Below are 12,818 nucleotides of genomic sequence, written 5' to 3'. Positions count from 1 at the left end.
TCCTAATTATTAAATTTATTCTGGATAAGAGACGGCTTGGTCGATGATGACCTGATTATCACGCATGACTTTATATCCTGCTTTCTTATCTGGGGAAACCGTTAATTCGATCGTTCGCTTGGCATCCTCCACGATAAAGAATGATTCTTTAGGCTCCGTCATGCTATTGTTGATATCCTCTATGAAGATTTGGATCTTTTGCGCTTTGCCTGGTTCAACCGGGTCATACTCGATTTTGATTTCCTCCGTCACATTCTTAGGAGGAATCTCTTCTTTCCCTTTCGAAATGACCACTTTCACCGTACTGCCCTTTTCCACCTTCGTAGTAGGTTCTGGAGACTGGGAAATGACAAGCCCCTCTGCAACGGAATCGTCATAAACTTCTTCTTCCACATCGATCTTTATTCCACTTTCACTGGAATAATCATTAAGGCCAGCTTCATTGAACCCTGTTAAGTTCTTCAAGCTCAATAGGTCTTCCCCTTTACTTACCGTTAGCTCAAGCTCCGTTTCAGATGGTACGATTTCAGTGGCACCAGAAGGCGTTTGTTCTATGATCGTACCGGCAGCACTGTCATCATATTTTTCGGTCACGCTTATGTTTTTAAAACCCATTTTATCAAGCAGGGATTTTACATCTGAGTAATCCCGTCCTTCATAGCTGGACAATGAAATCGTTTCTTTACCAATACTTTGATAAATATCGATTTCTGCTCCGGCCTTGACCGTCTTACCTTCTTTAGGATTGGTTTTGATCACAAGACTCGCTTCAACCTCTTCATCTTCAATCTCAATCGTGTCTCCGATGACCAAATCCAATTCAAGTAATTCAGTAATGGCATCATCCAATTCTTTCCCTTTTAGGTCAGGGATCGTCACTTCCTTGGAAACAAACAAAGAAGGTAATAAAAGAGATGTACCAGCAATCAGGGCCAGAACTAAAAAGGTGGTCACCAAAATGGCAGGCATTTTCTTTCGTTTTTTATCTTTTTGTTTCGACTTCGTTTTTTGTTTTTTCTGTTTCTTCTGTTTCTTCTGTTTCTTTTTCGATTTACTCTCTACTTCTGATTCACTTTCCCCATCATCCGAATAGACTAAAGTATTTTTTTCAGGCCCCCTAATGATTGTCTCATCGATGCTTGAAAGCTGATCATCCGTGATGACGGGGATGGCTTTTGTTGCATCATGATCTTCAGGAATCGCAAAAGGAAGTTCATTCGAACGCTCAGGATTAAGTGACGTCCGCATGTCATCTTCCATTGAGTCTACGCTCTCATAGCGGTAATATGAATCTTTGGCTGTCGCTTTCAAGATAATATTTTCCACACTCTGAGGTATTTCAGGGTTCCAGCGTTTTGGCGAAGGAGTTTCCGATTGTAAATGTTTAAGAGCTATCGAAACGGCTGATTCACCCGAAAAAGGCAATCTCCCCGTCAGCAATTCAAACATGACGATGCCAAGTGAATAAATGTCCGATTTCTTATTGGCCATCCCGCCTCTGGCCTGTTCCGGAGATAAATAATGAACTGACCCTAGGACTGCATTAGTCTGAGTTATGTTCGTTGCACTTAGGGCCAGTGCAATTCCAAAGTCCGTAATCTTGACGGTTCCTTCTTTATCAATCAGAATGTTCTGTGGCTTGATGTCACGATGGATGATCCCATTATGATGGGCATGAGAAATTGCTGCCGTGATTTGCTTCATGATATCCAATGCTTCATCAACTGGAATTGGAAAATATTTTTGTATGTATTGCTTAAGTGTAAAACCGTCCACGTATTCCATTACAATATAATAGATGGAATCTTCTTCACCAACATCATAAATACTTACGATATTGGGATGGGCCAAACTGGTTGCCGATTGAGCTTCCCGATTGAAGCGCTTGATGAACTCTTCGTCATTATTAAAGTCCATGCGAAGGATTTTCAATGCAACATCCCTATCTAAAATCATATCCCTTGCAAGGTAAACATTTGCCATACCGCCGCCACCGACCATCTGGATCAGTTTATAACGGCCGTTGATTCTTCTACCAATCAACATTCAATTCACCTGCTTTCACTTTCTTCAGTAAATTGAACAAGCACAAGGGTGATATTATCTTCCCCACCGTAGTGATTGGCCTTATCTATTAATGAAATTGCCTTTTCTTCAAGTGGCTGCCCATTGGTTACAGTTTCTTCAAGTTCCTGTTCATTCACTTTATTCGTCAAACCATCCGAACAAAGCAATAGTAAATCATTTTCTTCGAAAATGACCGTCGTAATGTCCATTTCAACTTGCATTTCTGTCCCCAAGGCTCGTAATAAAACATTTTTTCGTGGGTGGTTCTCAGCATCTTCCTTCGAAATCTGCCCAGAACGGACCAATTCGTTAACAAGTGAATGATCTTCCGTGACCTGCTTAAAACCGCTCTCATTATACAAATAACATCGGCTGTCCCCGATGTTGGCAATGGTAGCAAACTTATCGGTGCAAATGGCAGCAACAATCGTGGTCCCCATGCCCTTACATTCCGTATTCGCTTCGGCATGTTCAAAAAGCAACTGATTGACCAAGAAGATTTGCTGTTTCAGCCAATCCTCGGCATCATTTGCCGTATCGATCCCGCGGGACACTTCCCAGCTCTTTTTCAAAAGGTCTATCGTCATTGCACTGGCTACATCCCCGGCACGGTGGCCGCCCATGCCATCTGCAACGATGGCAAGGCGAACGCCTTCCGAGTTCTTAAAAATTCCGCCATTATCTTCATTATGCTGGCGGACTTTTCCACGGTCTGTTTTAAATATTGCCCTCATAGGATCACCTCGTCTCTTCTTTGCGCTCCTTGGCCCGAAGCTGGCCGCAGGCTGCGTCAATATCACTGCCTTGTTCCCTACGGATCGTTACATTAATGCCGCGCTTTTTCAATGTTTTTTCAAACTCAAAAATTTGGTCCCGAGGTGTACGTACATAGTTGCGTTCAGGTACATAGTTAACCGGTATTAAGTTGACATGGCATTTTATCCCGGTTATCAAATCCGCTAATTCTTCGGCGTGTTCCACTGTATCATTTTCGCCGCCGAATAGACCATATTCAAAACTTACACGGCGCCCTGTTTTTTCTGTATAGTATTTGATGGCTTCAATCAGGTCTGGCAGTTTGTAGGCCTTGTTGATCGGCATCAATTTACTTCTCAATTCCGTGTTCGGTGCATGAAGGGAAACAGCAAAGTTGATTTGCATGCTTTCTTCTGCAAACTTATAGATTTTAGGAATGATTCCACTTGTGGAAACCGTAATATGACGTGCCCCGATGTTCAAGCCCTTTTCATGATTTATATTCTTTAAGAATGACATCATATTATCGTAGTTATCGAACGGTTCACCGATTCCCATGATAACGACAGAACTAACACGTTCTTCCACTTCGTCAAGTGCTTGCTGAACTTTAACGACCTGGGCAACAATTTCCCCCGATTCAAGATTTCGCTTTAATCCGCCAAGTGTTGACGCACAGAATGTACAGCCAATTCTGCAGCCTACCTGTGTCGTCACACAAATGGAGTTTCCGTATTCATGGCGCATCAGCACCGTTTCAATCGAATACCCATCATGGAGTTCAAATAAAAACTTCATGGTTCCGTCATTGGACGTTTGCTGAATCAAAGTTTTCAATGTAGTGAAGGTGAATTGTGATTCCAGCTTATCCCGTAAAGATTTCGAAAGGTTGGACATATCTTCAAAACTGGAAACACGCTTTTTATAAAGCCAGTCATATACTTGATCGGCCCGGAATGCCTTCTCACCATTTTCAATGAGCCATTCTTTAATTTGGTGTAGCTCCAATGAATAGATTGATGGTTTTTCTGGTGTTGTGTCTTTTCTTACTCTTGATGATTTAGTGATTTCTGCCATTACAGCACCTTCTTTCTAAAACTCGCAATAAAGAATCCGTCACTGCTAAAATATTGCGGAAAAACTTGCAGCGTATGACCCTCGATAAATGGCTGAACGCTTTCAGGCATTCTTGTAGACAAGGTTGCATCGCTTTCAAAATCAGGATGGCTTTCCAAAAATGCTGCAGCGACTTGGTCATTTTCTTCTTTATCCACCGTACAGGTACTATATACTAACCGTCCGCCTTGCTTTACGAGCGGGGCAGCCGCTTCCAATAATTGTTTTTGTATGCTTGAGAGTTTCATTATATCATCTTTTGTTTTTGTATACTTAACATCAGGCTTCCGGCGCATGACTCCCAATCCGGAACATGGTGCATCGATCAGGACCCTGTCAAACCCTTCCTTATTAAAGTGTTCTTGCACTTTTCTGCTATCGAGGGCCATTGTCTTAATATTGTTTCTGAGTTTCAGGCGCTCCGCCTGCTCTTTAATGAGCTTGACCTTATGTTCATGAAGGTCAAGTGCATATACTTGTCCAGTGGTCAAGCCTTCTGCGATATGTGTCGTTTTCCCTCCGGGTGCAGCACAGCAATCGAGTACAGCATCATTTTCATTTGCACCTAATGCATGGGCGACAAGCATCGAACTTTCATCCTGAATCGATAAATATCCCAATTTATAACTTTCTGAATGAGCAAGATTACCTTTATAGCTGACGATTGCTTCGGGAACGACTTCACTCGCTTCAACATCATATCCTTCTTCCGTTAATATGCTGATTATTTCACTGCGTGAAATCTTCTTTAAATTTACCCGTCCCGTCTGTAATGGTGCAGTTAAGTTGATTTCACACATTTCCTTGGTTTTTTCATAACCAAATTGCTCTACCCAACGCTTTACCAACCAAATTGGATGACTTACTTCGATGGAAAGCCGCTCCAGATCATCTTTGATATCATCAACGGAAGGAACACCATTTCTTTGAATATTACGAAGCACGCCATTGACCATTGAAGATGTACCCTTATGTCCACGCTTTTTGGAAATTTCAACAGCCTCGAAAATGATTGCATGATCTGGCACTTTATCTAAATAGACCATTTGATAAATGGAAAGTCTAAGTAAATTGATTACCCAGCTTTGCGTTTTTTTAGGTTGTTTAATATACGGTTTCAAATAGTAATCCAAAGTCATCTTCCGCTGTATGGTACCGTAGCTTATTTCTGTAAGTAAACCGCTGTCCACACCGGATAACTGGTGCTTGTTAATCAAGTTGTTCAGTAATAGGTTACTGTAGGATTGGTTTTTCTCTACAGATTCCAAAATATCGAGAGCGATTTCACGTACTCCCTTTTTAGTTTGCTTCATTCTGTTCTCCTAACTTCATGCCTGCTTTAATGAACGACCCGGCTCCGCGCAAGTAATCTTTCGCCGGCATTTTTTTCTTTCCCGAAGGCTGCAGTTCAGTAACTAGTATTGCCGTCTCATTACCTGTCGAAACGATGAAACCATCATTTTGCACATCAATTATCGTGCCCGGTACGGCCAGATTGCTATCTTCCAGTTTCTTTGCCTGCCAAATTTTTAAAATGGATCCGTCCAAGGTTGTATACGCAACAGGCCAAGGATTCAGGCCACGTATATGGTTATAGATGTCTTCTCCTGATTTCGACCAGTCGATTTTTTCCTCCGACCGTTTAATGTTAGGCGCAAAAGTCGCTTGATCCTCCTCTTGCTTGATCGCCTGTAACTCCTGATTTAAAAGTTTCGGCAATGTCTCTGCTAGTAAGTCGGACCCTATCTTGCTTAATTTATCATGCAGTGTACCGACATTATCTTCTTCCCCTATGGCTACTTCGGCCTGAGTCAATATATCCCCGGCATCCAATTTCTCCGCCATATACATGATGGTTATTCCAGTTTTTTCTTTCCCCTGTAAAATGGAATAATGGATGGGCGCCCCTCCACGCAGTTCAGGAAGAAGGGAGGCATGTACATTAATGCATCCGTACTTAGGTGCATCCAACAATTCATTCGGAAGGATTTGTCCGAAAGCCGCCGTCACCACTAAATCAGGATTCAATGCAATGATCTTTTCAAGTTCTTCTTTTTCACGGATTTTTTCGGGCTGATAAACGGGAATCCCCTGCTTTTCGGCTTCGACCTTAACTGGCGGCGGCGTTAGCACCTTTTTACGGCCAACTGGACGATCGGGCTGTGTGACGACAGCAATCACGTCATACCCTTCATCAATGATTCTTTTCAATACCGGCACTGAAAAGTCCGGTGTTCCCATAAAGATGATTTTTGTCATTCTTCTTCAAACCTTTCTAACTCTTCTTCCGAAATATAGCGGGAAACCTTACTTGTAAATAAAACTCCTTGCAAATGATCGATTTCGTGCTGTAGGGCCCTTGCGAGGAAATCTTCCGCTTCTATCTCGAAAAAAGATCCTTTTCGGTCTTGCGCACGGACTTTGACGCGGTATGGTCGCGATACTTCACCATATAAACTCGGGAAGCTCAAGCATCCTTCAACACCCGTCTGTTCGCCTTCCACTTCCAGCACTTCTGGATTAATCAGTTCGATTGCACCTGATCCTTCCTCTATTTCGACGACGGCCACTTGCTTTTTCACGCCAACCTGAGGTGCTGCAAGCCCAACGCCATCCGCCTCCACCATCGTTTCGTACATGTTATTTAACAGCTTTGCCAATTTCTTATCAAAACTTGTTATTTTATCGCATTTTTGTTGTAAAATTTTTTCAGGAAACAAGACAATCGGTAAAATAGCCAAAATTAAAGGTAACCTCCTAGATATGAAAAACAACACTTCATTATATAAAAACGCAAGCTTGAACAGCTCGCGGTAATCATCCATCGCCTAAACAATTACATCATGATCTGTGGATTTAAATCTATTGAAATCTGCAGATGATTTTGAGCCGTTTCTTTTTGATAATGCTCTAAAAGTGTACGTAAATGCTGATTAAGGTCCGGCTCTCGTCTGTATTTTATCAGACATTGATAACGATATCTATTGTTGATTCGACTAATGGGTGAAGCAACGGGACCGAGAACGATAGAATCCCGATTCAATCGTGAGCCTAAATAATTGGTGATTTTTTCAGTGACACTCACCGTCTTCATTAAGTCTTCATGTGAAACGGTTATAAGGACAACGTAATAATATGGAGGGTAATGACTTTGCCTGCGCAGATGCATCTCCCGTTCATAAAAAGCATCATAATCCTGCAAGGCAGAAAGCTCGATGCTGTAGTGCTCAGGCGTATAGGTTTGGATGACCACTTCTCCCGGAAGCTGATGACGTCCTGCCCTTCCGCTGACCTGTGTCAGCAGCTGGAATGTCTTTTCCGAAGAACGGAAATCAGGCAGATGGAGCATCGTATCCGCTGAAAGGACTCCAACAAGTGTGATATTAGGAAAATCAAGGCCCTTGGCAATCATTTGAGTGCCTAGCAATATATCGGCCTTCCCTTCACCAAAGGCATTCAGCAACCGCTCATGTGAACCCTTCTTACTCGTCGTGTCGACATCCATTCTTATTACCCGTGCATCAGGGAGGATTTTCGCAAGCTCTTCTTCAACCTTTTGAGTGCCTGTACCGAAGAACCTTATATGTTCACTTTCGCATTCTGGGCAAACGGAAGGCATTCCCTCTTCAAATCCACAATAATGGCATTTCATTATATCATTAAAGCGATGATAGGTGAGTGAAATGTCACAATTAGGGCAGTTGATGACCAATCCACAGCTTCGACACATCACAAAGGAAGAATGTCCCCGTTTATTTAGCATCAAGACGGTTTGCTCCCCCTTCTCAAGCCGGTCTTTCAGCTTGGTGAAGAGCAGCTCCGAAAACATGGAACGATTCCCGGTCCTTAGTTCTTCCCTCATATCTACAATATCGACTGCTGGCAATGCATTTTTATTCATCCTCTGGCTAAGGGTCAGTAATTTATAAACGTTTTTCTTGGCTCGAGCAAAAGATTCAAGTGTCGGAGTGGCGCTACCAAGTATAACCGGACACTTATATGATTTTGCTCTTTCAATTGCAACGTCCCTGGCATGGTACCTTGGCGTTTCTTCTTGCTTATAACTGGATTCGTGCTCTTCATCAATGATGACCAGTCCCAGGTTTTCAAACGGAGCGAATACGGCTGAACGTGCGCCCACCACCACTTTTACCTCTTTACGGTGAATTTTCCGCCATTCATCATATTTTTCACCTACGGATAAACCGCTATGCATGACAGCAACCTGCTCCCCGAATCGTTCCTTGAACCTCTTCACCGTTTGTGGCGTCAAGGAGATTTCAGGTACCAGCATGATGGCTTCCTTCCCTTTTTCAATGACAGAGGCAATTGCCTGCAGATACACTTCCGTCTTCCCGCTGCCGGTTACACCATATAAAAGGAAAACATCATGTTCATCATGATGTATTTTCTCATGGATGGGCTTCAAGGCAGCCGCTTGTTCATCCGTTAAAGTAAAGGGATTGGATTTTTCGAACACACGGTTCTCATAAGGGTCACGGTATATTTCCTGATCCATTTCCGCCAAGGCCCCTTTTGACACTAGGGCTTTGACCGTACCGCTTGATGTATTGATCAATTCAAGCAATTCTTTTAACGGAACGGGCTCTTGATGTTCTATAAAGTATTGAAGGAGTTCCTGCTGTTTTTTTGCATGACTGGAAATGGACGACGCCATTTCTGTCAGTTCCTTAGAGGAAAGCAAAGATTTAATGACACGGACGGTCTTCTTGTTAAGACGGTTTTTCACATTATACACGAGCTCTAGATTGCCATTTTGTATTTCCTTTTGAAAAAGGGAGGCATTCTCCCCTTCTATCACTTCTTTCCAAGATATTGAATCGTTCTTTCCGAAAAGATTTTGAATGAAGGGCGGGAGCTGATTCTTTTTATCTTCTATGACATTGATCACTTTTTCATATTTCGCTTTCATCGCTGCCGGAAGCATGGCCTGAAGCGCTGAAATTTTAAAACACATGGCCTCTTTGGTCAACCAGTCACCAAGCTTGAGCAATTCATCATTAAGGATGGGCTCCAAATCCATTGGTTCTTTTATATAGCGTAATTTCGCAAAGTCGCTTTCAGCTTTTAAACCGGTGATGAATCCCTGCACCATTCTTGGACCGAATGGCACGATGACTCGCATGCCGGGCTTAATGACTTGGTTCCACTTTTCAGGTATGCGATAGTCAAATTCTCGATCCGTTTGTTTAGCAGGTACATCCACGATGACGGATGCAATATCCATAAGACATCATTCCTTTTGCATGCGAGATACTTCTGCCAGGATGCTTTTAGCTATATCCGCTTTACTCATTTTTGGAAGTTCGGTAGCACTTCCATCTTTATCGTAAATGGTCACGATGTTCGTATCCGTTCCAAACCCTGCCCCTGCGATGGTAACATTATTGGCAACGATCATATCTGCATTCTTTTTCACTAATTTCCCTCTTGCGTATTCTTCAACGTTGTTGGTTTCCGCCGCAAATCCCACCAAGATCTGATGGGTTTTATTCTCACCGAGTTCCTTAAGGATATCCTTTGTCCGTTCAAATTCAATCACATTTTCCCCTGGCTGCTTTTTCATCTTTTGAGCATGAAAAATCTTCGGTTTATAATCCGCCACCGCAGCCGTCATGATTACGACGTCACTGGTATCGAACTGATCGAATACCTCATCGTACATATCTGCTGCCGATTCCACAGGTATTACTCTAGCCTTGGAAGGTGGCATCAAATTCACTGGGCCAGTAATCAATGTCACCTCAGCGCCCATTTCAATTGCCTGCTCAGCTAGGGCATAGCCCATTTTCCCACTGGAATGATTCGTCACGTAACGCACCGGATCAATTGCTTCACGAGTCGGTCCTGCCGTTATCAAATATTTCTTTCCCTTTAGTGGCTGAGGCTGTGATTTCCGTTCACCGAAATAAAGATTGAGCTGTTCGACAATTGTTTCCGGTTCCTCCAATCGTCCCTTCCCTACATAACCGCAAGCCAAATACCCTTCACCCGGTTCAATGAATTGATATCCGAACGTACGAAGTGTCTCCATGTTTTTCTGAACCGCTGGGTGGGCGTACATATGGACGTTCATTGCCGGCGCTACCCAAACTGGTGCCTCCGTTGCCAGAAGTGTGGTCGTGATCATATCATCCGCGATGCCATTGGCTACCTTGCCAATGACATTCGCTGTAGCTGGAGCCAAAAGTATGATGTCAGCCCAATCAGCCAAGTCGATGTGGGCAATGACTGAAGAATCCTTCTCATCAAATGTATCTGTGTACACATCATTTCTCGAAAGTGCTTGAAAAGTGAGCGGCGTCACGAACTTACGTGCCGATTCACTCATGATCACTTTAACATGCGCTCCTTCCTGAGTTAATTTACTTGTCAGGGCAGCAGCCTTATATACAGCAATCCCGCCGGTGACACAAAGAAGTACTTTTTTATCGATAAGCATGCAAATTTCCCCTAACTATACATTCTATTTTTATCAATTATGAAGCATAACAGAAGAAATTTCATTTGAAATGCGCAATAAATATATGGATTTCCGTAAACAATCCATCTCTTTCCCCGCTAGATCAATTCTTCCGTTACTTTTGAAAAATCAAAACAAACAGGCCTGACACCTTGGCCGCAGGAAGGAAGCAACTTTCCAAATGTAACGCATCCTGTTTGCTTTAGGGTGTCAGGCCCGATAGGTCAAGCTTATGTGTTCTCTTAGTTTTCTTCGTAAGAATTATCGTAAGTCAATTTACCTGAATGAATTTCTTCAAGGGCACGACCTACGGATTTATGGGAGACCGGTTTGGTTATAAGGCAATTATCTTTAATTTGCATTTCCCTGGCACGTTTAGCTGCCACTGATACAAGCGAGTATTTTGAATCGATTTTAAGTAATAGTGAATCAATTGATGGATATAACATAGTTTATTCCGCCTCCAACATTTTTTTATATAAAACAGCAACTCTTTCCCGACGGCAATGCTCGGCAATCACAATTGCATTAATTCTAGCACATGCGGCATCCACATGATCATTTTCTACAACATAATCATAAAGATCCATAAGTTCTATTTCTTCCTTGGCCACTTTCATCCGACCTTTTATCGCTTCCTCCGTCTCGGTTCCGCGAGTAACGATGCGGCTTTCAAGCTCAGTCAAGCTTGGAGGAGCAAGGAAAATGAAAAGTCCTTCAGGGAATTTCTCCCTGACCTGTTTAGCTCCTTGAACTTCAATTTCCAGAAATACATCTTTTCCGGAATCAATTGTTTCACGGACATAATCCACCGGTGTTCCATAATAATTACCGACGAACTCAGCATATTCCAGCAATTTTCCTTCTTCGATCAGTGCTTCGAATTCCTCGCGTTTTTTGAAGAAATAATCCACTCCGTCCACTTCTCCATGGCGAGGCAGCCGTGTCGTCATCGAAATTGAATATTCAAATGCCGTTCCAGGCTGGGAAAAAATCGCCTTCCTTACTGTTCCTTTACCAACACCGGATGGACCGGACAAAACGATTAATAAACCTTTTTCTCTCATATTGTTTCAGTTACCCCTCTTCTACGCTGTCATCTCTATCTTGAAGCCGTGCGGCAACCGTTTCCGGTTGAACGGCAGATAAGATGACATGGTCGCTGTCTGTAATTATAACGGCCCTAGTTCTTCTACCATATGTAGCATCTATTAAGGATCCGCGGTCTCGGGCGTCTTGGATAATCCTTTTAATCGGAGCCGATTCAGGGCTCACGATGGATACGATCCGGTTTGCGGAAACGATATTCCCAAAACCAATATTAATGAGCTTAATTGACATTTTTGTCCCCCATTCATATTCTATTGTCACCTTGTTAGGTTCATCATAAACCGACTACTCGATATTTTGAACCTGTTCCTTTAATTTTTCAAGCAGACTTTTCATTTCCACCACTTCTTTGGTAATGGCCGAATCATTTGCCTTTGATCCAATCGTATTGACTTCCCTGTTCATTTCCTGAACAAGGAAGTCGAGTTTTCTTCCAATTGGTTCACTATGGGTAAGCGTCCTTGAAAATTGCTGTATATGGCTTTCGAGTCTGGTCAGTTCTTCATTTATATCACATTTATCAGCAAAAATGGCCGCTTCCGTCACAATACGGCTATCTTCAATCAATCCCTCCGTCAACTCGGCTAGCTTGATTTCCAAACGGGCTTTATATTTCCCGACGACTGAAGGTGCATAGTTTTTGACTCCTGCAACAATCTCACCAAACTTTTCAAGCTGGTGTTTCATGTCCAAGGCCAGTTCCTGACCTTCCAGAGTCCGCATTTTTTTCAGATTTTCCAATGCCCCCGTAACAGCCTTCAATAACAGGGATTCCAAAACTACAGGAACCGCAGGTACTTCTTCCGTCACGAAAATCGACTCAAGTTGCAGCATATCCTGTAATGTAATGGAACTTTCCAGATTGTATTTTCCCTTGACTTCATCCATCAAACCCACATATTGATCAGCAAGATCCCAATCGATCTTCACCTTTTTGGAAACCAGGCTCTCACCTTCCACAGTAATGAAGATTTCCACCCGTCCCCTTCTTATGTATTGATTCGCCTTTTTCTTCACCTTTTCTTCCAAAACCAAAAGCTGGCGCGGCATTCGAATCGTATATTCACAAAAACGATGGTTCACTGTCTTAATTTCGGCAAAAATCTTGACCTGTTCGTTTTCCGCTTCTTCTCTTCCATAGCCCGTCATACTGGTAACCATGGTTCCACATCCTATCAAACATAATGTAGTAATTTGACGTTTACATTCATTTATATAATAGCTACAGCACGAAAACTTTAGCTTACAAATAAAATACTACAAAAAAATAAAAAGGCAATAGAGC

12 protein-coding genes are annotated in these 12,818 nt (G+C 42.7%); all 12 read right to left on the bottom strand.

Features of this window, described 5'->3' with window-relative positions:
* Nucleotides 1–15 precede the first annotated feature (15 nt).
* Nucleotides 16–2,046, bottom strand: a complete 2,031-nt coding sequence (gene pknB, locus ACDZ29_RS18705) for a Stk1 family PASTA domain-containing Ser/Thr kinase (RefSeq protein WP_370014383.1) — start codon at nucleotides 2,044–2,046, stop codon at nucleotides 16–18.
* 5 nt (nucleotides 2,047–2,051) lie between these two features.
* A complete protein-coding gene (locus ACDZ29_RS18700) occupies nucleotides 2,052–2,801 on the bottom strand; it encodes a Stp1/IreP family PP2C-type Ser/Thr phosphatase (RefSeq protein ID WP_289317198.1) in 750 nt (249 codons plus the stop codon).
* 4 nt (nucleotides 2,802–2,805) lie between these two features.
* Nucleotides 2,806–3,900 carry a 23S rRNA (adenine(2503)-C(2))-methyltransferase RlmN gene (rlmN, locus tag ACDZ29_RS18695; protein ID WP_289324356.1) on the bottom strand — a complete coding sequence of 365 codons (1,095 nt, stop codon included), beginning with the start codon at nucleotides 3,898–3,900 and terminating at the stop codon, nucleotides 2,806–2,808.
* A complete protein-coding gene (gene rsmB / locus ACDZ29_RS18690) occupies nucleotides 3,900–5,252 on the bottom strand; it encodes a 16S rRNA (cytosine(967)-C(5))-methyltransferase RsmB (RefSeq protein WP_370014381.1) in 1,353 nt (450 codons plus the stop codon). The genes rlmN and rsmB overlap by 1 nt, the downstream gene beginning before the upstream one ends.
* Complete coding sequence (fmt, locus tag ACDZ29_RS18685; protein WP_289324354.1) at nucleotides 5,239–6,198, bottom strand: methionyl-tRNA formyltransferase; 960 nt, start codon at nucleotides 6,196–6,198, stop codon at nucleotides 5,239–5,241. Before fmt ends, rsmB begins: the two co-directional genes overlap by 14 nt.
* Nucleotides 6,195–6,680: a peptide deformylase gene (gene def, locus ACDZ29_RS18680; protein WP_289317202.1), complete on the bottom strand. Its 486-nt coding sequence runs from the start codon at nucleotides 6,678–6,680 to the stop codon at nucleotides 6,195–6,197. Before def ends, fmt begins: the two co-directional genes overlap by 4 nt.
* A gap of 95 nt (nucleotides 6,681–6,775) precedes the next feature.
* Nucleotides 6,776–9,187, bottom strand: coding sequence for a primosomal protein N' (priA, locus tag ACDZ29_RS18675; RefSeq protein WP_289324352.1), 2,412 nt, complete (start codon nucleotides 9,185–9,187; stop codon nucleotides 6,776–6,778).
* A gap of 6 nt (nucleotides 9,188–9,193) precedes the next feature.
* Nucleotides 9,194–10,402, bottom strand: coding sequence for a bifunctional phosphopantothenoylcysteine decarboxylase/phosphopantothenate--cysteine ligase CoaBC (coaBC, locus tag ACDZ29_RS18670; protein ID WP_289324351.1), 1,209 nt, complete (start codon nucleotides 10,400–10,402; stop codon nucleotides 9,194–9,196).
* A gap of 263 nt (nucleotides 10,403–10,665) precedes the next feature.
* The gene (gene rpoZ, locus ACDZ29_RS18665) at nucleotides 10,666–10,872 is read right to left on the bottom strand and encodes a DNA-directed RNA polymerase subunit omega (protein ID WP_101224607.1); all 207 of its coding nucleotides are present in this window, start codon (nucleotides 10,870–10,872) and stop codon (nucleotides 10,666–10,668) included.
* Nucleotides 10,873–10,875: 3 nt separating this feature from the next.
* Nucleotides 10,876–11,490 carry a guanylate kinase gene (gmk, locus tag ACDZ29_RS18660; RefSeq protein WP_034313809.1) on the bottom strand — a complete coding sequence of 205 codons (615 nt, stop codon included), beginning with the start codon at nucleotides 11,488–11,490 and terminating at the stop codon, nucleotides 10,876–10,878.
* Nucleotides 11,491–11,500: 10 nt separating this feature from the next.
* A complete protein-coding gene (gene remA, locus ACDZ29_RS18655; protein WP_034313813.1) occupies nucleotides 11,501–11,764 on the bottom strand; it encodes an extracellular matrix/biofilm regulator RemA in 264 nt (87 codons plus the stop codon).
* A 54-nt stretch (nucleotides 11,765–11,818) separates the two neighbouring features.
* Nucleotides 11,819–12,694: a YicC/YloC family endoribonuclease gene (locus ACDZ29_RS18650; RefSeq protein WP_289324350.1), complete on the bottom strand. Its 876-nt coding sequence runs from the start codon at nucleotides 12,692–12,694 to the stop codon at nucleotides 11,819–11,821.
* Between the last annotated feature and the right edge of the window lie 124 nt (nucleotides 12,695–12,818).

It is taken from the genome of Peribacillus sp. RS7, assembly GCF_041956845.1.
Classification (GTDB): Bacteria; Bacillota; Bacilli; order Bacillales; family DSM-1321; genus Peribacillus.
The sequence above is the reverse complement of the archived record's forward strand: the minus strand, read 5'-3'. Positions and strand labels throughout refer to the sequence as shown.

Coding starts and splice junctions, on each gene's coding strand:
- pknB (WP_370014383.1), bottom strand. CDS start 2,046: ATGTTGATTGGTAGAAGAATCAACGGCCGTTATAAACTGATCCAGATG.
- ACDZ29_RS18700 (WP_289317198.1), bottom strand. CDS start 2,801: ATGAGGGCAATATTTAAAACAGACCGTGGAAAAGTCCGCCAGCATAAT.
- rlmN (WP_289324356.1), bottom strand. CDS start 3,900: ATGGCAGAAATCACTAAATCATCAAGAGTAAGAAAAGACACAACACCA.
- rsmB (WP_370014381.1), bottom strand. CDS start 5,252: ATGAAGCAAACTAAAAAGGGAGTACGTGAAATCGCTCTCGATATTTTG.
- fmt (WP_289324354.1), bottom strand. CDS start 6,198: ATGACAAAAATCATCTTTATGGGAACACCGGACTTTTCAGTGCCGGTA.
- priA (WP_289324352.1), bottom strand. CDS start 9,187: ATGGATATTGCATCCGTCATCGTGGATGTACCTGCTAAACAAACGGAT.
- coaBC (WP_289324351.1), bottom strand. CDS start 10,402: ATGCTTATCGATAAAAAAGTACTTCTTTGTGTCACCGGCGGGATTGCT.
- rpoZ (WP_101224607.1), bottom strand. CDS start 10,872: ATGTTATATCCATCAATTGATTCACTATTACTTAAAATCGATTCAAAA.
- gmk (WP_034313809.1), bottom strand. CDS start 11,490: ATGAGAGAAAAAGGTTTATTAATCGTTTTGTCCGGTCCATCCGGTGTT.
- remA (WP_034313813.1), bottom strand. CDS start 11,764: ATGTCAATTAAGCTCATTAATATTGGTTTTGGGAATATCGTTTCCGCA.
- ACDZ29_RS18650 (WP_289324350.1), bottom strand. CDS start 12,694: ATGGTTACCAGTATGACGGGCTATGGAAGAGAAGAAGCGGAAAACGAA.